The organism is Nonomuraea solani (genome assembly GCF_900108335.1).
GTDB lineage: Bacteria > Actinomycetota > Actinomycetes > Streptosporangiales > Streptosporangiaceae > Nonomuraea > Nonomuraea solani.
In genome coordinates this window covers 357,465-377,432 of sequence record NZ_FNVT01000001.1, presented here as the reverse complement: position 1 = coordinate 377,432, position 19,968 = coordinate 357,465, and the positions used below count along the sequence as shown (strand labels likewise).

The window sequence follows — 19,968 nt, the reverse complement described above, 5'->3', positions numbered from 1 at the left end:
GTATGCTCCCTGGAATGGAGGACTCGGTCGATCGTCATCTGGCCCGCTGGCGCGGCAAGGCACCCTTCGACGAGCGGGTGGAGGCGGTCGTGACGCGCATGCAGTTCCTGGTGAAGCACCTGGTCCACACCAAGGAGGCGGCGCTGGCGGCGGTCGGGATGCAGGACTTCGAGTTCGAGACGCTGCACCGGCTGGTGGCGCGCGGCGGGGCGGCCACACCGTCCGAGCTGGCCAAGGACCTGCTGCTCTCGCCGGCCGGCATGACGGGGCGGCTGGACACGCTGGAGCGTTCTGAGCTGGTACGGCGGGTGCGTGGCACGGAGGACCGGCGCCGGGTGGACGTCGAGATCACGTCGAAGGGCCACGACCTCTGGATGGAGGCGATGGGGATCCGCGCCGAGGCGGAGGCGTCCGTGGTGAGCGCCCTGTCCCCTGCGGACCAGGACCTTCTGGACGGGCTGCTCAGGCAACTCCTGCTCAAGGCGGAAGCCGGCCGCTGACCCTATGCTACCCAGGAGCGAATTCCCGCTGATCAGAGGAGCCACTGAGTGACGTTTCCGCCCTTCCGCATCGAGGTGTCCGACAAGGTTCTCGACGATCTCCGGGCCCGGCTGCGGCAGACCCGCTTCACCGCTCCCACCGGCGCGGAGCCCTGGGCGAGCGGAGCCGACCCGGACTACCTGCGGAAACTGGTGGCGTACTGGGTGGACGGGTTCGACTGGCGGGCCCGCGAAGCCGAGCTCAACGCGCTGTCCCACCATCGCGAACGCGGCACGCACTTCGTCCGCGTCGCCGGAGCCGGCCCCGACCCGATGCCGATCGTGCTCCTCCACGGCTGGCCGAGCAGCTTCCTGGAGATGCTGCCCCTGGCACAACACCTGGCCGACCCCGCCCGCTTCGGAGGTGACCCGGCCGACGCGTTCGACGTCGTGATCCCGTCCATGCCGGGCTTCCTGTACTCCGGCCTGCCCTCTGAGCCTCTCACCCGCGCGGCCATGGCCCGCGTCATTCACACGCTGATGACCGAGACCCTGGGTCATGACCGGTACGCGGCCTTCGGTGGCGACATCGGCGGCGGCACCGCTCAGTGGCTGGGCGCGCTGCACCCGGAGTCGATCATCGGCCTCCACCTGATCCACCCGCCGTTCCCCGCCTCGTTCGACGAGCCGCCGATGTCCCCTGAGGAGGAGGCGTTCGTGGCGGCGGAGGAGGCGTACGACGAGACCGACGGCGGTTACAGCGCCATCATGGGCACCCGCCCTGACACCATCGCCGCCGCCCTGCTCGACTCACCGGCCGGCCTGGCCGCCTGGATCGTCGACAAATATCGCGACTGGAGCGACTGCGGGGGCGACGTGGAGTCCCGCTTCGACCGCGACGCCCTGCTCACGATCCTGACGCTGTACTGGGCGACCGGCTCCATCGGCACCTCGTTCAGGCAGTATTACGACTGGCCCCACAACACGCCGCGCACCCGCATCACGGTCCCGACGGCCGTCACCCTCAGCCACGAGCCCTCGATGGCCAGCGTGCCCCGCTCGATCGCCGAACGCGCCTGCACCAACCTCCACCACTGGACCGAACCGCGACGGGGCGGACATTTCCTGGCCTGGGAGGAACCCGAACTCATGCACAACGAACTGACCACCTCCTTCCGCCCTCTCCGCCACCCCTGACGCCACCTCCCGGCCCGCGCCCGTAACGCGGGGCCACGGCCGGTCCCCGACGACGGCGCGGGGCCATAGCGGCGCGAGGCCAGGGCGGCGCGAGGCCAGGGCGGCGCGAGGCCAGGGCGGCGCTGCAACCGGTCCCCGACGGTGGCGGGGACCACGGCGGCGCAGGATCACGGCGGCGCGGCGCCACCACGGCGCGGCCACCGGTCCCCGACGGCAGCGCGGCCCCAGGGCGGCGCGGCCACTGGTTCCAGCCGACGGCGCGGGGCCACGGCGGCGCTGCCACCCACCTGGCTGGACCGCCACCGCCTTGGCCACGTGCCGCCGCGAGCGCTGATCCACCACCTGCCTTGGCGAGGCATCGATCACGCGCCGAGCCGTCACCCGCACGGCTGACCGATCTCCCCACATCCCCCAGGCGACGGCGCGGCGTCTATCTCCCCGTGCGGTTCGCCACGATGACCTGCACCGTGTGCTCCAGTGCGTACGCCGGGTCGGCTCCCCCGCCCTTGACCTGCTCGTCCGCGCCGGCCACCGCCTGGATCGCCTTCGACAACCCTTCCGGCCCCCACCCGTTAAGTTGCCGCTTGACCCGATCCACCTTCCACGGCGGCATCCCGACATGTCCGGCCAACTGCCCGCCCCGGAGGTTGCGCGGCGCGCTGCCCACCTTGGCCAGCGACCGCAGCCCACCGGCCAGAGCGCTCACCAGCAGCACAGGAGCGACCCCCGTGCCGAGCGCCCACCTCAACTGCTCCAGCGCGTCGGCCAGCCGCCCCTCGATCGCCGAGTCCGCCACGTTGAACCCGGTGACCTCGGCGCGCCCCTTGTGATAGCGGGCCACGGCCGCCGCACTGATCGTCTTCTCCTCGGTGTCGAACGCCAGCTGACTGCACGCCGCCGCCAACTCCCGCAGATCGTTGCCCACGGCGTCGAGCAGCGCCTGCACCGCGTCGCCGGCGATGTTGCGCCCCGTCCGCTTGAACTCGCCCTTGATGAAGTCGAGCCGCTCCCCCGCCTTGGTGACCTTGTTGATCGTGATCACCTTGGCTCCGGCCTTCTTCACCCCGTCGACCAGCGCCTTGCCCTTCACCCCGCCCGGGTGCGCCAGGATCAGCACGGTGTCGTCGGAGGGCTGTTTGGCGTACGTCACGATCTCGGTAATGACGTCTTTCCCCAGGTCCTGCGCCGACCGGATCACCACCACGGACCGGTCGCCGAAGAGCGACGGCGAGGTCAGCTGCGTCAACTCGCCGACGGCGACCTTGCCCCCCATGAGGTCGTGCACCTCGGAACCGGCATCGGCCGCCCGCGCCGCCGCGACGACACCGCTCACCGCCCGCTCGGCCAGCAGTTCCTCATCGCCGACGACCAAGGTCACAAGTGCTGGATCGGTTCCCGCCATGTCAGGCAGCATGCCATGCGCCACCGACAACCCGGTACTCGATGCGCCGTGTGGGAACCACGCAAGGCCGTACGGATAAAGACGGTCGTGACAACCACCTCAGAACGGGAGCTCGTCTTGACGGATCCCCCGGCGCCCGCATCGACACCGGCAGGCTCAGGCACCCACGCCGACACCCACACCCACGCCCACACTGGCTGGCCCCCCAAGCTGGCGAACCCCCATACGGCCGGGTTCGTCTCCCTCCGTACGACGGTCACCGACACCGCCGGCAACCGGATGACCCAAACGATCATCCGCGCCTACGCCGTCGGCTGGCCCGCAACGGTGCGGGTGTCCTGGGCGCCCGCACCATTTCCGGCAACGGGGCGTGCCCGATGCAGCGGTGCGGCGTCACCTGACCTCCACCTCACCAGCGCCGCTTCACCCCCACCTCACCAGCGCCACCTGACCTCCGTCTCACCAGCACCGCTTCACCCCCCACCGGCGCCACCTGACCCCGCCCCACCGGCACCAGCTGACCCCCACCTCGCCAACGACTGACGCTTCGATCACCAACTTCAGCTCGCCTGGGGCCAACCAGGCTCCGCTACGGCCCTCTTGGAACCACCGCCATGCCACCGTCATCTCCTTCCACCACGGCGAGGTCACCGGACTGGTCGGTTCGATGGACGGTGAGGCCCAGCCGCCGGAGGAGGCCGAGTGTGGACGAGGCGGGATGGCCATAGTCGTTGTCCGCTCCCACGCTGATCAACGCGGCTCGCGCACCCAGGGACGACAGGAAGGCCGGGGACTGCCTGTTCGATCCGTGGTGCGGGGTTTTGAGGATGTCCGCTCGTACGGTGAGGTGGCGTGACAGCTCGTCCTGTGCCTCCGTCTCCAGGTCGCCGCTGAGCAGGGCGGAACCGGCCCGCCAGCGTACGTGGAGGACCACGCTGGAGTTGTTGATCTCACTGCCCTCGCCCTGCCCGTACGTACCGGCCAGGGCGGGGTCGGGTGCGAGCACCGTCAGCTCCGACGGCCCGAACCGCCACCGCGTTCCTGGTACGGCCGTCCATTCGGGGATGCGGCGGTGGGCCAGCATGGCGGTGACGCGCATGCCGGCCGGTCTGCCTGGCTGCTGCGGGCTGACGACGACCGCGCCCACCCGTCGGTCTCTGAGAACGCCCGGCAGGCCGTCCACGTGGTCGGCGTGGGGGTGTGTGAGAACGAGCAGGGGTACGTCCTGTACGCCCACACTGCGCAGGCACCGGTCCATGGCGACCGGATCGGGTCCCGTGTCGACCACCACCCCTTGGCCTGGCCCTGCCGAGATGATGAGGCCATCTCCTTGGCCCACGTCGCACATGATCATCAGCCATCCCTTGGGCGGCCACGTACCGGCGATGGGCCGTACCACCAGGACCGCCACCAAGGCCGCACCGACGAACGTGACCGCCATCGTCCGCCAGGCTCGACGTCGCAGGATGGGTATCGCCACGGCCACTACGAGCAGGAGCAGGCCGAGCCCTGGTAGACCGGCCGGCCATGGCAGGGTCGCGAACGGCAGGTTCACCGCCCAGCGTGCGACCATGATGATCCACCCGACGGCGTAACCGGCCGGGATGGCCAGAAGGCGTGCGCCATCGAGCCACAGGGGCGCCACCAGCGCGGCACCGAAGCCGAGCAGAGTCGCCGGTGCCACCGCCGGGGCCACGAGCAGGTTGGCGACCACGGCGACGGGAGTCAGCTGTCCCGACATGAGCACCAGCACGGGCGTCACCGCGATCTGCGCGGCCGCCGGCACAGCCACAGCCTCGGCCACCCAACGGGGCAACCGCCTTGGCGGTTTACCTGCCGGTTCGTCTGGCGGCTTGCCCGGGCTTTCACCTGCCGGTTCGCCTGAAGGCCTGCCTAGGCGTTCACCTGCCGCTTTGCCTGGAGCCTTGCCTAGGCGTTCACCTGCCGGACTGGCCGGGCGTTCACCTGCCGCTTTGTCTAGAGACTTGCCCGGGCTTTCACCTGGCGGTTTGCCTGGAGACTCCCCCAGGCGTTCGACTGGCGGATTGTCTGACGGCTTCGCCGGGCGTTCGCCTGGCGGTTTGCCTGGCGGTTTGCCTGGCGGTTTGCCTGGCGGTTTGCCTGGCGGTTTCGAGGTGCCCTTCTGCGACGCTTGCGGCGTTCGTTCTTCTGGGAGGCGTGCATCCTGGCTCCCTGAACCCAGCCGTTCCACGTCCAGGCTCCGTGCTTCCAGCGCCTGTGCCTCCGGCCTCAGCGCCTTTTGGATCCGTGCTACCGAGATCCGCGCCTCTGGGGTCTGCGCGACAGCGGTCCGCACCTCCGGGGTCCGCGCCACGGGGGTCTGCGCCTCCGGGACTCGCGCCGCAGCAGTCGGCACCTCCGGTGCCTGCGCCTCTAGAGCCCGCACTACAGCGGTCCGCACCTCTGGAGTCCGTGTCTCCAGCGTGCACGCCTTTAGAACCCGCACCGCAGCGGCCCTCACCTCCGGAGTGCGCGCCTCCAGGGTCCGCACTGCAGCGGTCCCGACCTCCGGAGTGCGCGCCTCAAGAACTTGTACCGCAGCGGTCGGCACCTCGGAAGTCAGCGTTACCAGGGTCTGCGGTTCTGAGGGCTGCCCTATTGGGGTGCGCGCCTCCGGGGTCTGGGGGTCTGGTTGGTCGTTCTCCTCCTTCGTTACGCCCGAGAGTCTGTCTCGCCAGCGGGGGGCGAGGATCAGGATGCCGGCGGTGGCTGCGACCGAAAGGGCGAAGCCGTAGGAGCGGGCGAGGTCGGGGGCGAACAGCACCAGGAAGAGAACCGTTGCCGACAGGGCGGCGAAGCCGTCCTTGGAGCGGCCCGTACCCAGTGCGACGGCGGCGGCCAGGCCCATGAGCAGGGCTCGGAGGACGCTTGGTGAGGGGCGGGCGACCACGGTGAAGGCGAGCATCGCGAGTGCGGCGAAGATGGCGCGTGCGGGGAGGGACAGGCCGATCAGGCGGGAAAGGGCAAGGGTGGCGCCTGCCACAATTGCCAGATTCGCGCCGCTTACGGCGTTGAGGTGGCTGAGGCCGGCTTCCCGGAGGTCGGCCGACACTTGTGGGTCCATGCGTGAGACGTCCCCGACCACCAAGCCTGGGAGCAGGCCACGCTGGTCGGGAGGGAGGACGTCGGCGGCGGAGCGGAGGCCCGATCGGAGGGCGCCCGCTGCTGTTTGGAGGTGGGACGGGGGTGTGAGGACTCGTGGTGGGCCTCGTACCAGGAGGGTGGCCGCTGTCAGGTCGCCGGGGGTCGGCTTGGCCAGTCGGCCGGTGACTTCGAGGTGCTGGCTGGGGAGGAGGCCGCTCCATGCGCGGCCGGCCGCGAAGACGGTGATGGGGACGTCTACGGTTTGGCGGTTGGTGGTGGTTTGGATGACTTTCAGGGTTGCTTGGGTGACGTAGCTTTCCTGGTTGAAGTGTCCGGCTCTGCTTGATCTGCGTTTGGGGTCGTCGGTCAGGGCGATCTGGGCGGTGATGAAGGCGTTCTTGGCTGCGAGTTCGGGTGTTGGGCCTGTGGTGAGCGCGTGGATTCGGAACGCGACCGATGCCGATGCTGCTGCCATACAGATGAGCGTGGCCAGAGTGATGTTGCGCCACACCGTTGGTTGGGTGGGCGGTGGCCCGGGAAGCCTGTCCGTTGGTTGGGTGGGTGATCTGGTGAACTCTTCCGTTGGTGGGGCGAGCGTGTCGGGGAGCCTTTGCTGTGTCTGGGCGGGCGCGCCAGGGAGGTTCCCTGTTCGTTGAGCGGGTGGTCCGGGGAATCTCTCCAGTGGTTGGGCGGGCGTGCCAGGGAGGTTCTCTGTTCGTTGAGCGGGTGGTCCGGGGAGTCTCTCCGGTCGTTGGGCGGGTGGCGCGGTGAGTCGCTCTGGTTGTGGGGCGGATGGACGAGGGAGCCACGCCATTCGTTGGGTGAGTGTGCCGCGCGTCGCTCGTTGGGACGGTGATCGGGTGAGCCACGTCGGTCGTTGGCGCGGTGGTCGGGTTAGCCAGGCCACCGCTGTAGCGGCCAGGGTTGTCGTAGCTGTGGCGATCATGCCGGTGAGGGCGGAGCAGTTCAGCAGGATGAGGGCGCTGGTCCAGGCGGCGATGGCCGGGAGGAGCAACGGCCAGGCGTACTCGCGCCTGTCGGGTTCGCGGGGTTCTTGAGCTCTGGGGGCGTTCGGGGGCTGAGCGTGGCTTGTGGCGTGCGCAGCGTCCTGTCGGTCCGGGCGGTCTTCCTTGGTCGGTTGGGCGGCCATGTCAGATGCGGACCTTGGATTTGAGATCTTCGAACTTTCTTGGGCCGATGCCGCTTACTTCGCGGAGCTGGTCGATGGTGGTGAAGCCGCCGTGGGCGGTTCGGAACTCCGCTATGCGGGCTGCTAGGACCTCGCCTACGCCGGGGAGTTGTTCTAGTTGGTCGGGGGTTGCGGAGTTCAGGTCGAGGATGGCGGCGGCCGGGTCTGTGAGGGGCGAGCCGGGGGCCGCGGGGGCGGTGGTGGCGCCTACGACGATCTGCTCGCCGTCGATCAGGCGTCGGGCGAGGTTGAGTGGGCCGGTGGTGGCGCCTCGGGATACTCCACCTGCGGCTGTCACTGCGTCCGTTACTCGGGCGCCTGAGGGGAGGAGGTAGACGCCGGGTTTGCGGATCTTGCCGGCGATGTGGACGGTCACTTTGGTGGTGGTGGTTCGGGATGGGGTGGCGGGGGCGATCGGGGTTGGCAGGGGTGGGAGGGGCTGGGGGGAGGGTTGGGATCGCCATACGAAGAAGGCCGCGGCTGCCGCTGCCAGGACGCCTATGGCCAGGAGGACGCGCAATCCGGGTTTGCCGGGGTCGAGGGCAGGGCTTTGGGAGGTCAAGGCTTCACGGAGGGATTGGAGGGGGCGTGAGGCGAAGGAGGCGAGACCGGAGGCACGGGGGTGGATGGGAGAGGGGCCAGGGCTGAGGTGAGGTCCGGGGTCTGGGCCGAGGTGAGGTGCCGGGTCTGGGCCGAGGTTAGGAGTGGGGCCGGGGTTGAGGAGGGCGGCGGCGGGGCCGGGGATGGGAGTGGGGCAAGGGTTACGCGGAGCGGGGGCAGGTCCGAGGGTAGGTGTCGGGGCGCGCTGGGGTGGCTCTGGTGGGTACAGGGGGTCGTGGTCGATGGGCTGGTGTGGGTCGTCCCAGCCGATCTCCGTAGCGACCTGTTGGGGGACGGGTGGGTGCAGGGGGTCGTGGTCGATCAGTTGGTGTGGGTCGTCCCAGCCGGCCCCTGTGGTGGGCTGCTGGGGGGTGGGTGGGGTGTTGGCGTTTCCCCGACGGGCTTTGATGGGCTCGCCCGTGCCCCAGGGAGGGCGGCCGAAGAGACGGCGGGGGCGGCGGGCAGGAGCGGTGATCGACCGGAGCCGGGATTCGGCTATGGCGCGCTCTGCCGTTGGGTCGGGGGTTCGCACGCCAGCGAAGATACGGTCCCTGCGATGGTCGCGATCAGCCCGAATGGTGTTCTGGGGATGGTGGTGAGATCGGCGGGCGCGCCTGTGGATAACGAGGCCCCACAGGTGGGCGGTGGATGGATTCCTTGGGACGGCTGCGGAAGGTCGCAGGACGTGGGACCGCTGGGTGTGGGGCCACTGACGTGGAGGTGCTGACGTGGGGCCGCTGACGTGGGGGTGGCTGGATCTGGGGAGTGGGCGCGAGTCCTCTGTTAGAGGTCGCAGGATGTGACCGTCAGGCCGAGCATTCCTGGGCCCACATGGGCGCCGATCACCGCTCCGACCTCCATCACCCGGAGTTCCACCAGGCCCGGCAGCCGCTTCGACAGGCGTTCGGCCAGGGCCTCGGCGCGTTCGGTGGCTCCGAGGTGCTGTACCGCCACCTCCACAGGGCCCTCGCCCGCCGCCTGTACGGCCAGGTCCTCCAAGCGGGCGATGGCTCGTGATGCCGTGCGGACCTTTTCGAGGAGGGAGATGCGGCCGTCCACGATGTGGAGCAACGGCTTGATCAGGAGGGCTGAGCCGACGAGGGAGGCCGCCGTGCCGATGCGGCCGCTGCGGCGCAGGTATTCGAGGGTGTCCACGTAGAAGAACGTGCGGGTGGTCTCGATGCAGCGGCGGGCGGCCGACGTCGCCGACTCCAGAGAGGCGCCGCGGGCGGCGGCTCGGGCGGCTGCGAGGACCGGGTAGCCGAGGCCCATCGCGATCGAGCGGCTGTCGATCACTTCGACCGGTACGGGGGCTTCTCTGGCGGCCGCTCGGGCGGATTCGATGGTGCCTGACAGTTCGCCCGACAGGTGGATGGAGACGATTCCCGTTGCGCCAGCGGCGGCCAGGGTGGCGTAGCAGGTGGCGAAGTGCGCCGGTGCGGGACGGGAGGTGGTGGCGGAGGATAGGTCTCCGGTGAAGGTGCCTTCGTCAAAGGACGCACCGCCGCCCCCTGAGGCGCTTCCGGTGATCCGCCCACTGTTCGTGGGCAATCCCGGGTCGGCAAAAGCTCTGCCATTGGGAGAGCTCTGAGCGTCCGTTGAGGCCGTGGAAGGCGGTCGGGTGGAGGAGGAGCGGGGCTCAGAGGGTGAGGGGTGGTCGTGGTGGGGCTCGGGGAGTGAGGGGCCGTGCGGGGAAGGTCCACGGCCCGCCACCTGTACGGCGACAACCGTGACGCCCGGCACCGACGGCAGGTAAGCAGTCGAATCCGTGACAACGGCAACCGAGGGCGGCATATCCCGAGATTAACTACTGGACGGGCGTCCCGCCCCGCCACACCCGCCGTGGCTTCAGCCCGAACGACCAGGCGAAGGCGCCCTCATGGTCGGCGTCCCACTGCACGATGTCCGCCAGTCGCCCAGGAGCCAGCACCCCGCGGTCCGGAGCGCCGAGCACCGTGGCGCCGCCCAGCGTGGCCGCGCGCAGCGCGTCGTTGACGCTCATCCCGAACGCCGACACCGCCATGGCGATCACCAGGGACATCGAGGTGATGCCGCAGTAGCCGGGGTTGTGGTCGCTGCCGAGGGCGATCTGGACGCCGTGCTTGATCATCTGGCGGACCGGCGGAAGGTGACCGCGCTGCAGGGCCGTGGCGGGGCAGACGACCGCGGGCACGCCGTAGCGCGACATGATGGCGATGTCCTCGTCGGACATGTGGTGCAGGCCGTCGGCCGACGCGCAGCCGAGCTCGGCGGCCAGCTGGACGGCGCCGCGGCGGCTGTACTGGCCGGCGTGGATGCGCGGCAGCAGCCCGACGTTACGGCCGGAGGCGAGGACCCAGCGGGACTCCTCGGTGGTGAAGTAGCCCTCGTCGCAGTAGACGTCGACGCTGTCGGCGCCCGCCGCGGCCGCGTCGGCGCACCAGGCGCCCACGGCCTCGACGTATTCGCGCTGCCTGCCGAAGTATTCCGGCGGCACCACGTGCGCGGCCAGGAACGTGACGTGCACCCGCGGCATCATCGGCTCCTTCTCCAGCTCGCGCAGGAGCCGCACGTCGGCGAGCTCGCCGTCGCGGGTGAGGTGGTAGCCGGTCTTGGCCTCGACGGTGGTGGTGCCGCTGAGCAGCCAGCCGCGCAGCCGCTCGCGCACGCCGTTGCAGAGGGTCCACGGGTCGGTGCCGCGGGTCACGGTGACGGTCGAGCCCACGCCGCCGCCCGCCGCGGTGATCGAGGCGGAGGTGGAGCCGCCGGTGCGGATGGCCAGCTCGGCGTAGCGGTTGCCGGCGTAGACCGGGTGCGTGTGGGCGTCGATGAGCCCGGGCGTGACCAGGGCGCCGCCCAGGTTTTCCACGTGGTCGACGTCGACGATGTCGTCGACGACTCCGGGCACGCTCTGCGGAAGGTCGGGCGCGCGCCCGACCCACGCGATGCGGTCGTTGTGCACGAGGATGGCGGCGTTGCTGAGGACCTCGTTGCCGGTCCAGAGTCTGCCGATGTTGGTCAGGAGTCGAACGGTCACCGCATCACCACCCCGCATGACCCCCCGCACGTGCGCAGAGCACAGCGCACGGCCTGTGCCGCGCCCATTGAGTCCGCTCCGGGTCCGGACGACATGGGGGGTCTCCTGCTCTCATCCGCATCAGGTTGGTGCGGTGACCGTATCGCCGGACCCATGATCCGGCGATTTCAGTTCAGTTACGTTATTTCACATGCCGGGCCGGTGTACAGGGTTATTCGGAAGAAAGACCATTCATCCCAACTGTCACGCAGCCCTGACTCGTCCCCACGGCCCCCGCTGACGACTTCGACACCTGCAGTCATCATCTGAAACCCAGAACCCGAACCCAAACCAAAGACCAGACCAACGTTAGGTCTGGCCAATCCTAGCAATCCCAGGGTTCGGGAGCCACTGCCGCTTTTGGGCAGCTCTGCGCGCTTTACGGCGAGAGCTGCCCAAGCGTGCCGGTAGATACCGGAACGTACAGACGGTCAGGAGACGCGTTCGACCGGCTTGCCCACCCGCAGCAGCTCCTGCGACAGGCTGGGCAGCACACGCGCGTGCAGGATCGTGCCGTCCTCCACGTGGTCCACCGAGAGCACTTCGCCCTCCTTGTGAGCCCGGGAGATCAGGTCACCCCTGTCGTACGGCACCAGCAGGTGGACCTCGTGGTCCAGCCGCGGCAGCCGCTCCTCGATGAGCGCCATCAGCTCGGTGATGCCCTTGCCCGTCCGCGCCGAGACCACGATGTGGTCGCGCTCGCGCCGGGCGATCCGGTCGAGCACCTCCTGGTCGGCCGCGTCGGCCTTGTTGATCACCACGATCTCGGGCACGTCGGACGCGCCCTCGATGTCGGCGAACACCTCACGGACCGCCGCGAGCTGGCCTTCGGGGTCGGGGTGCGAGCCGTCGACCACGTGCAGGATCAGGTCGGCGTCGGCGACCTCCTCCAGCGTGGAGCGGAACGCCTCGACGAGCTGGTGCGGCAGGTGGCGCACGAAGCCGACGGTGTCGGCGATCGTGAACACCCTGCCCTCCGGCGTGCGCGCGCGGCGCACCGTCGGGTCCAGGGTGGCGAACAGCGCGTCCTCGACCAGCACGCCCGCGCCGGTGACGCGGTTGAGCAGCGAGGACTTGCCCGCGTTGGTGTAGCCCGCGATGGCCACGGCGGGAACCTCGCGCCGCTGGCGCCGGCTGCGCATGGTGTCGCGGGAGGTGGACATGCCGCTGATCTGCCGGCGCAGCTTGGACATCCGCTCGCGGATGCGCCGCCGGTCGAGCTCGATCTTGGTCTCACCGGGGCCACGGCCGCCGATGCCGACGCCGCCCGCGGCGCGGCCACCGACCTGCCGGGACAGGTTGCCACCCCAGCCGCGCAGGCGCGGCAGCAGGTAGGAAAGCTGCGCCAGCTCGACCTGGGCCTTGCCCTCACGGCTCTTGGCGTGCTGGGCGAAGATGTCGAGGATCAGCGCCGTACGGTCGATCACCTTGACCTTGACCGTCTCCTCAAGCTGACGGAGCTGGCCAGGGGTCAGCTCACCGTCGCAGATCACGGTGTCGGCGCCGCTGGACTCGACCACGTCGCGCAGCTCCAGGGCCTTGCCCGAGCCGATGTAGGTGGCCGGGTCGGGCTTCTGACGACGCTGGATCAGCCCGTCGAGCACCTCGGATCCGGCCGTCTCGGCCAGAAGCTTCAGCTCGAGGAGCGAGTTTTCGGCATCGTCGACCGTGCCAGAGGTCCAGACACCGACGAGGACGACCCGTTCAAGCCGCAGCTGCCGGTATTCGACCTCGGAGACATCCTGGAGTTCGGTGGAGAGGCCCGCCACGCGTCGCAGCGCCTGGCGCTCCTCAAGGTCCATGTCGCCGGTCTCGAACTCGTCGAGCGCGGAGTATTCGTGCATTCGTGTCATCTCTATTAGGGAACGTCTGGACACCTCGATGTCTTCCCACGATGGTGGCACGACATCCCGCGCGCAATCACCTGGTTATCATCCGTGCCGGACCGTGATGTCGCCGGAGCCCGCCGACAGCGAGATCTTGTTCGGCGAGGAGGCTTCGTCCTTGACGGAGACGTTCGCGTCGCCGGAGCCCACCTCGGTCTTCACGTCATAACCGCCCTCGGGCACGTGCAGCGTGATGTCTCCCGAGCCGACCTGCAGATCGACGGTCTGGGGCGCCGTCGTGTACTTGAGCTCGATGTTGCCCGACCCCGCCTTGGCATAGACCTTCTTGCCGGCCAGGCCGGTGGCGTCCAGGTCGCCGGAGCCCACGTTCGCGTCGATCTCCCCGGTCAGCCCCCGAAGGGTCAGGTTGCCGGAACCGGCGTCCAGGTCGACTCTCAGGCCCTTGGGCACCTCGATCTTGTAGTCGACGCTGCAGTTCCCCCACTCCGACGAGCAGTCGTAGGTGAGGAGCAGCGCGTCCGCCTCGACCTTGTGCTCGGGCTTGGGCTTGTCGTCACCGCGCCAGCGGAGGGTCTCGACGACGCGTACGGCGGTCCCGTCCGTCTCCGTGATCAGGGCCTCACCGGAGCCGCTCTTGAGATCGAGCCTGGTGACCTTCTCCGTCACCTGGTAGGACGCGGTGTCCTCGTTGCTCGGGCCGGTGATGCTCGCGAGCCCGCACCCGCTGAGCAGCGCTGCGGAGGCCAGCAGCCCGCCCGCGATCGCAATCGTCTTCATGGGTGAATCCTCGCGCGGCCGGGCCCCGCGCACATCCGGGATGCCCCCGAAGACTCTCCGGGGTAACCCCCGCCTTTGACCGGGGAACGACCAGGGGAGTAATTTCGCTTCCACAATCCAGAACTCATTTTCCACAGAGCGGAAAGAGGAATGATGGAGATCACCGGCCCGATGCACGACCGGTTCGACGAGATCCTCACGCCGGAGGCGCTCGCGTTCGTGGCGGCTCTCCAGCGGGAGTTCGGCGGCACCCGGATCAAGCTGCTGGAGGCCCGCCAGACGCGGCAGGCGGAGCTGTCGGCGGGCGGCACGCTCGACTTCCTCCCCGAGACCAAGGAGGTCAGGGAGGGCGACTGGCGGGTCGCTCCCCCGGCGCCGGGCCTGGAGGACCGCCGGGTCGAGATCACCGGCCCGGTCGACAAGAAGATGACCATCAACGCGCTCAACTCGGGCGCCAAGGTGTGGCTGGCCGACTTCGAGGACGCCAACTCCCCGCTCTGGGAAAACTGCGTGAGCGGCCACCTCAACCTGCGCGACGCCCTCGACCGTACGATCGACTTCGAGACCGGCGGCAAGTCGTACGCGCTCAAGCCCGACGCCGAGCTGGCCACCGTCGTCGTCCGGCCGCGCGGCTGGCACCTGGACGAGAAGCACGCCGAGGTCGACGGGCAGCCGGTGGCGGCGTCGCTGTTCGACTTCGGCCTCTACTTCTTCCACTGCGCCCAGCGGCAGATCGACAAGGGCAAGGGCCCGTACTTCTACCTGCCCAAGATCGAGTCCCACCTGGAGGCCAGGCTCTGGAACGACGTCTTCACCAGGGCGCAGGAGCTGCTCGGCATCCCGCACGGCACGATCCGCGCGACCGTGCTCATCGAGACGTACCCGGCGGCGTTCGAGATGGAGGAGATCCTCTACGAGCTGCGCGACCACTCGGCGGGGCTCAACGCGGGCCGCTGGGACTACCTGTTCAGCGTCATCAAGAAGTTCAGGACCAGGGGCCGCGAGTTCCTGCTGCCCGAGCGGAACGCGGTGACGATGACCGCCCCGTTCATGCGCGCGTACACCGAACTGCTGGTGCGCAGTTGCCACAAGCGCGGCGCGCACGCGATCGGGGGGATGGCGGCGTTCATCCCGTCGCGGCGTGACGCGGAGGTCAACGCCGTCGCGCTGGACAAGGTTCGGGGGGACAAGACGCGCGAGTCGGGCGACGGGTTCGACGGGTCGTGGGTGGCGCACCCGGACCTGGTGCCGATCTGCCGCGAGGTGTTCGACGGCGTGCTGGGGTCGAAGCCCAACCAGCTCGACCGGCTGCGCGAGGACGTCAGCGTGTCGGCCGCCGAGCTGCTGGCCGTCTCCGAGACGCCGGGCGGCATCACCGAGGCGGGGCTGCGCAACAACGTGGACGTGGCGCTGCGCTACCTGGCCGCCTGGATGGGCGGGCTGGGCGCGGTGGCCATCCACAACCTCATGGAGGACGCCGCCACCGCCGAGATCTCGCGCTCGCAGATCTGGCAGTGGATCCACAACGACATCACGCTGGCCGACACGGGCGCGCAGGTGACGAAGGAGCTCGTCGAGCGGATCATCACGGAGGAGCTGGCCAAGATCGCCGAGGAGCCGGGCTACGACGAGAAGTTGTTCGGTCAGGCGACGGCGCTGTTCAAGGAAGTGGCGCTGGACGACGACTTCGCCGACTTCCTGACCCTTCCGGCCTATGCTCAAATGCCATAAAGAAAGGGATCGGTGATGGAAACCCTGATAGCGGCTCTGCGGTCGTTCCTGCCGCACGACTCGGTGATCACCGATCCCGTACGCCTGCGCACCTACGAGTGCGACGGCCTCACCAACCACCGGGCGACCCCCGGCGTGGTCGTGCTGCCCGGCACGGCCGAGCAGGTCGCCCGCGTGGTACGCCTCTGCAACGACTTCGGCGTCCCCTTCGTGGCCAGGGGCTCGGGCACGGGCCTGTCGGGCGGCGCGCTCCCCCGCGAGGACGGCGTGCTCATCGTCACCTCGAAGATGCGCGCGATCCTGGAGATCGACCTGCCCAACCGCAGGGCCGTCGTCGAGCCCGGCGTGACGAACCTGGCCATCACCGAGGCCGTCCGCGACCGTGGCCACTACTACGCCCCCGACCCCTCCAGCCAGCAGGTCTGCTCGATCGGCGGCAACGTCGCGGAGAACTCCGGCGGTGCCCACTGCCTCAAGTACGGCTTCACCGTCAACCACGTCGAAGCCTGCGAGATCGTCACCCCCGACGGCGACCTGGTCACGCTCGACCGCATGGACCCGGGCTACGACCTGCTGGGGGCGTTCATCGGCTCGGAGGGCACGCTGGGCATCGCCACCAAGATCACGGTACGGCTCAGCCGCGCCCCCGAGTCCGTGACCACGGTGCTGGCCGCGTACGAGAACATCGAGCAGGGCGGCCTGGCGGTCTCGGCGATCATCGGGGCGGGCATCGTGCCGGCCGCGATCGAGATGATGGACGCGCTGGCCATCGCGGCGGCCGAGGCGGCGGTGGCCTGCTCCTACCCCGAGGGCGCCGGCGCGGTGCTCATCGTCGAGCTGGACGGGCCCGCGCCCGAGGTGGAGCGGCAGTTCGAGCAGCTCAGGGAGATCTGTTCCGGCGCGTTCGAGCTGCGCGTGGCGGCCGATCCGGCCGAGCGGGCGGCGATCTGGAAGGGCCGCAAGTCGGCGTTCGCGGCGGTCGGGCGCATCAGCCCGGCCTACATCGTCCAGGACGGCGTGGTCCCGCGCACGTCCCTGCCCACCGTGCTGGCCGCCATCGACCGGCTCTCGCACGAGCACGGGATCAAGGTGGCCAACGTCTTCCACGCCGGCGACGGCAACCTGCATCCGCTGGTGCTGTTCGACGACGCGGAGCCGGGGGCGGGCGAGCGGGCGGAGGTGGTCTCCGGCGCGATCCTCGACCTGTGCATCGAGCACGGCGGGTCGATCACGGGCGAACACGGGGTCGGTGTTGATAAATCGCGGTATATGCCGAGGATGTTCAGCGAGGACGATCTCGACACCATGCAGCTCGTCCGGTGCGCGTTCGACCCTCAAGGGCTGGCGAACCCGGGCAAGGTGTTCCCCACCCCCCGGCTCTGCGGTGAGGTGCCGGGCGTGCGCAAGGGCGTACATCCGCTGGTCGAGTCCGGAAAGGCGGAGCAGTTTTGATCGGCGGGGTGACGGTCAGGCAGCCTGACTCCGACGACGCCGTCGGCGGGGTGCTCCCCCGCTGGGTGGCGCTGCCGGAGACCGTCGAGGAGGTCGCGGCGGTGCTGCGGGCCTGCGCCGAGCGGGATCTGGCGGTGGTGCCGGCGGGCGGCGGCACGAAGCTGCACTGGGGCCTGCCGCCCGAGCGCTGCGACGTGCTGCTCGACATGTGCTGCATGAACTCCCTCCTGGAGCACGCGGCGGGCGACCTCGTCGTACGCGCCCAGGCCGGCCTCACGATGGACGCCCTGTCGGCCGCGCTCGCGGACAAGGGCCAGGAGCTGGCGCTCGACGTGCCGTTCCCCGAGGACACGACCGTGGGCGGCACACTGGCCGCCGCGCTGCCCGGGCCGCGCGCCTTCCGCTACGGCACCGCCCGCGACCTGCTCATCGGCATCACGGTCGTGCTCCCCGACGGCACGATCGCGAAATCGGGCGGCAAGGTGGTCAAGAACGTCGCCGGCTACGACCTCGGCAAGCTCTTCACCGGCTCGTACGGCACCCTCGGCGTCATCGCGGAGGCCACGTTCCGCCTGCATCCGCTGCCTCCCGATCGCCGCTGGGTCGTCGCCGAGCTCGGCACGGCCGAGCTGCCACCCGTCGCCGCCGCGCTGGCGGCCTCGCAGACCGAGCCGAGCGCGGTCGAGGTGGACCGGCCGGAGCCCGGCGGGCCGATCACGCTGGCCGTGCTGGTCGAGGGCGCGGCGGCCGAGTCCAGGGCCGAGGCGCTGCGCGCGCTGATCGGCCAGGGTTCGGTGACCGGTGAGCGGCCGTCGTGGTGGGGGCGGATCCAGGGCGACGAGGTGCTGGTCGAGGTGCGGTTCCCGCCGTCGGCCACCGGGACGGTGCTGGAGGCGGCGGCCGTGACCGGGCTGTCGCTGCGCGGTTCGCCCGTCGCGGGGCGGGTGCTGCTGGAGGCGTGGCACACCCTCGGGGAGGGCGAGCTGGGCGCGCTGGTCACCGGGCTGCGGGAGCGGGTGGAGGCGGCCGGTGGGCGGGTGCACGTGCTGGCGGCGCCGTACACGAGCGTCGAGCGATGGGGGCACGTGAGCGCGCTGCCGTTGATGCGGCGGGTCAAGGAACGGTTCGATCCCGGGCGCAGGATGTCTCCCGGCCGGTTCCCAGGAGGCGTTTAGGTGGATCCAGAGCTGATCAACGACTGCGTGCACTGCGGGTTCTGCCTGCCGACCTGCCCGACGTACGCGCTGTGGGGCGAGGAGATGGACTCGCCGCGCGGGCGGATCCACCTGATGAAGCAGCACGTCGAGGGCACGCCCATCACCCCGGAGATGGCGGGGCACTTCGACGCCTGCCTGGGGTGCATGGCGTGCGTGACGGCCTGCCCCTCGGGCGTCCGGTACGACCGGCTGATCGAGCAGACCAGGGTCGAGGTGGAGCGGCAGCACGTACGCGAGCCGCGCGAGCGGGCCGTGCGCGGGATCGTGTTCAGCCTGTTCCCCTACCCGCGCCGGCTGCGGCTGCTGCGGCCCGGAATGTGGCTGTCCGCGCGGATGGCGCCGTTCCTCACCCGGGTGCACCCGAGCCTGGGCGCCATGGCCGCGCTCGCGCCGAAGGTCGAGCACCGGCAGCGGATGCCCCGCGTGGTCAAGGCCAGGGGCGAGCGCAGGGCCGTGGTCGGGATGCTCACCGGATGCGTCCAGGGAGAGTTCTTCCCGCAGGTCAACGCGGCCACCGCGCGGGTGCTCGCGCTGGAGGGCTGCGACGTGGTGATCCCGCGCGGGCAGGGCTGCTGCGGGGCGCTCAGCGTGCACTCGGGGCGCGACGACCAGGCCAGGCGGCTGGCGCGCGGGACGGTCAGGGCGTTCGAGCGGGCCGGGGTGGACACCGTCGTGGTGAACGCGGCCGGTTGCGGGTCGTCGATGAAGGAGTACGCCGAGCTGCTCGGCCGTGAGCCCGGGTTCCGGGTGGTGGATCTGTCGGAGTATCTGGCGGAGCTGGGGCCCGTGGCCAAGCGGCATCCGCTGCCGCTCAGCGTCGCCTACCACGACGCCTGCCACCTGGCCCACGCCCAGGGCGTACGCGCCCAGCCGCGCGAGCTGCTGAACGCGATTCCGGAGCTGGAGCTGCGCGAGATCCCCGAGTCGGCGATCTGCTGCGGGTCGGCGGGCACGTACAACCTGCTGCAGCCGGAGGCCGCCCGCGACCTGGGCGACCGGAAGGCCAAGGCGGTCGGCACGACCGGGGCGGAGCTGCTGGTCTCCGCGAACCCGGGCTGCACCATGCAGATCGCCGCCGCCATGCGGCGCGGCGGCGCGACCATCAGGGTGGCTCACACGGCCGAGGTGCTGGACGCCTCGCTGCGCGGGGTGGGTCTGTGAGCGTTCAGTCGGTCGAGCGGGCGCTCGACGTGCTGGAGGCGCTGGCCGAACACGGGGGCGAGGCGGGCCTTTCGGAGATCGCCGCCAGGACCGGGCTGCCGTACGGCACCATTCACCGCCTGCTGCAGACCCTGCTGGCCCGCGGCTACGTACGCCAGGAGTCCGACCGCCGTTACGCTCTGGGCGGCGGGCTCGTCCGGCTGGGCGGGATCGCTGAGAGCATGGTCGGCGTGTGGGCGCGGCCGTACCTCACCAAGATGGTCGAGCTGTCCGGCGAGACCGCGAACCTGGCCGTGCTCGAAGGCGACTTCATCGTCTACGTGGCGCAGGTGCCCTCGCCGCGCAGGCTGCGGATGTTCGCCGAGGTCGGCCGGCGGGTGCTGCCGCACAGCACGGCCGTGGGCAAGGTGCTGCTGGCCGGGCGGCCGGCGTCGGAGGCGGTCGCCGTGTTCGAGCGCACCGGCATGCCGCGCCGCACCCCCAACACGATCACCGACCTGGCCGCCATGCTGACCGAGCTCGACGCCGTGAAAGGCCGCGGCTACGCGATGGACCTGGGCGAGGAGGAGCTGGGCGTGCACTGCCTGGCCGTGCCCGTGCTGGGCGGTGACCGGGTCGTTGCCGCGATGTCGGTGTCGGGGCCCGCCGAGCGCATCGACGCGCTGGACCGCGACGAGCTGGCCGAGGGCATGCGCAAGCTCGCCTCCGACTTCGGCAACGAGCTGAGCCCGGCGGGCTGACGTATCCTGTTGCGCT

14 protein-coding genes are annotated in these 19,968 nt (G+C 70.2%); 7 read left to right on the top strand and 7 right to left on the bottom strand.

What is annotated here, in order from left to right; translation table 11 throughout:
- Positions 1-14 precede the first annotated feature (14 nt).
- Both C4V41_RS01755 and C4V41_RS01750 read left to right on the top strand, forming a co-directional pair.
- Positions 15-500, top strand: a complete 486-nt coding sequence (locus C4V41_RS01755; RefSeq protein ID WP_103953929.1) for a MarR family winged helix-turn-helix transcriptional regulator — start codon at positions 15-17, stop codon at positions 498-500.
- A 48-nt stretch (positions 501-548) separates the two neighbouring features.
- The gene (locus C4V41_RS01750; protein ID WP_103953928.1) at positions 549-1,676 is read left to right on the top strand and encodes an epoxide hydrolase family protein; all 1,128 of its coding nucleotides are present in this window, start codon (positions 549-551) and stop codon (positions 1,674-1,676) included.
- A 430-nt stretch (positions 1,677-2,106) separates the two neighbouring features.
- On the opposite strand, the gene holA is transcribed toward C4V41_RS01750, so the two are convergent.
- The 7 genes from holA to C4V41_RS01710 all read right to left on the bottom strand — a co-directional run bounded on the left by holA (position 2,107) and on the right by C4V41_RS01710 (position 13,651).
- Positions 2,107-3,078, bottom strand: a complete 972-nt coding sequence (holA, locus tag C4V41_RS01745) for a DNA polymerase III subunit delta (RefSeq protein ID WP_103954684.1) — start codon at positions 3,076-3,078, stop codon at positions 2,107-2,109.
- A 589-nt stretch (positions 3,079-3,667) separates the two neighbouring features.
- The gene (locus C4V41_RS65205; RefSeq protein WP_268808540.1) at positions 3,668-6,658 is read right to left on the bottom strand and encodes a ComEC/Rec2 family competence protein; all 2,991 of its coding nucleotides are present in this window, start codon (positions 6,656-6,658) and stop codon (positions 3,668-3,670) included.
- 676 nt (positions 6,659-7,334) lie between these two features.
- Positions 7,335-7,748: a ComEA family DNA-binding protein gene (locus tag C4V41_RS01730; protein ID WP_235029921.1), complete on the bottom strand. Its 414-nt coding sequence runs from the start codon at positions 7,746-7,748 to the stop codon at positions 7,335-7,337.
- A 1,007-nt stretch (positions 7,749-8,755) separates the two neighbouring features.
- Positions 8,756-9,523, bottom strand: a complete 768-nt coding sequence (locus C4V41_RS01725) for a DegV family protein (RefSeq protein WP_235029853.1) — start codon at positions 9,521-9,523, stop codon at positions 8,756-8,758.
- Between the two features lie 256 nt (positions 9,524-9,779).
- Positions 9,780-10,988 (bottom strand): imidazolonepropionase, encoded by a 1,209-nt coding sequence (gene hutI, locus C4V41_RS01720; RefSeq protein WP_103953925.1) that lies wholly within the window; start codon positions 10,986-10,988, stop codon positions 9,780-9,782.
- 470 nt (positions 10,989-11,458) lie between these two features.
- Positions 11,459-12,871, bottom strand: a complete 1,413-nt coding sequence (gene hflX, locus C4V41_RS01715) for a GTPase HflX (protein WP_103953924.1) — start codon at positions 12,869-12,871, stop codon at positions 11,459-11,461.
- An 87-nt stretch (positions 12,872-12,958) separates the two neighbouring features.
- Entirely contained in the window at positions 12,959-13,651 is a 693-nt protein-coding gene (locus tag C4V41_RS01710) for a DUF4097 family beta strand repeat-containing protein (RefSeq protein ID WP_103953923.1), read from the bottom strand.
- Positions 13,652-13,804: 153 nt separating this feature from the next.
- On the opposite strand from C4V41_RS01710, the gene aceB reads away from it, so the two are divergent.
- From aceB to C4V41_RS01685, 5 genes are read left to right on the top strand one after another with little or no spacing between them, the layout of a single operon-like run.
- Positions 13,805-15,382: a malate synthase A gene (gene aceB, locus C4V41_RS01705; protein ID WP_200823763.1), complete on the top strand. Its 1,578-nt coding sequence runs from the start codon at positions 13,805-13,807 to the stop codon at positions 15,380-15,382.
- A gap of 15 nt (positions 15,383-15,397) precedes the next feature.
- A complete protein-coding gene (locus tag C4V41_RS01700; RefSeq protein WP_103953921.1) occupies positions 15,398-16,834 on the top strand; it encodes an FAD-linked oxidase C-terminal domain-containing protein in 1,437 nt (478 codons plus the stop codon).
- An 8-nt stretch (positions 16,835-16,842) separates the two neighbouring features.
- Complete coding sequence (locus C4V41_RS01695) at positions 16,843-18,009, top strand: FAD-binding oxidoreductase (protein WP_235029852.1); 1,167 nt, start codon at positions 16,843-16,845, stop codon at positions 18,007-18,009.
- The gene (locus tag C4V41_RS01690; protein ID WP_103953919.1) at positions 18,010-19,212 is read left to right on the top strand and encodes a (Fe-S)-binding protein; all 1,203 of its coding nucleotides are present in this window, start codon (positions 18,010-18,012) and stop codon (positions 19,210-19,212) included. It abuts the gene before it with no gap.
- A complete protein-coding gene (locus C4V41_RS01685; protein WP_103953918.1) occupies positions 19,209-19,952 on the top strand; it encodes an IclR family transcriptional regulator in 744 nt (247 codons plus the stop codon). Before C4V41_RS01690 ends, C4V41_RS01685 begins: the two co-directional genes overlap by 4 nt.
- Positions 19,953-19,968 lie beyond the last annotated feature (16 nt).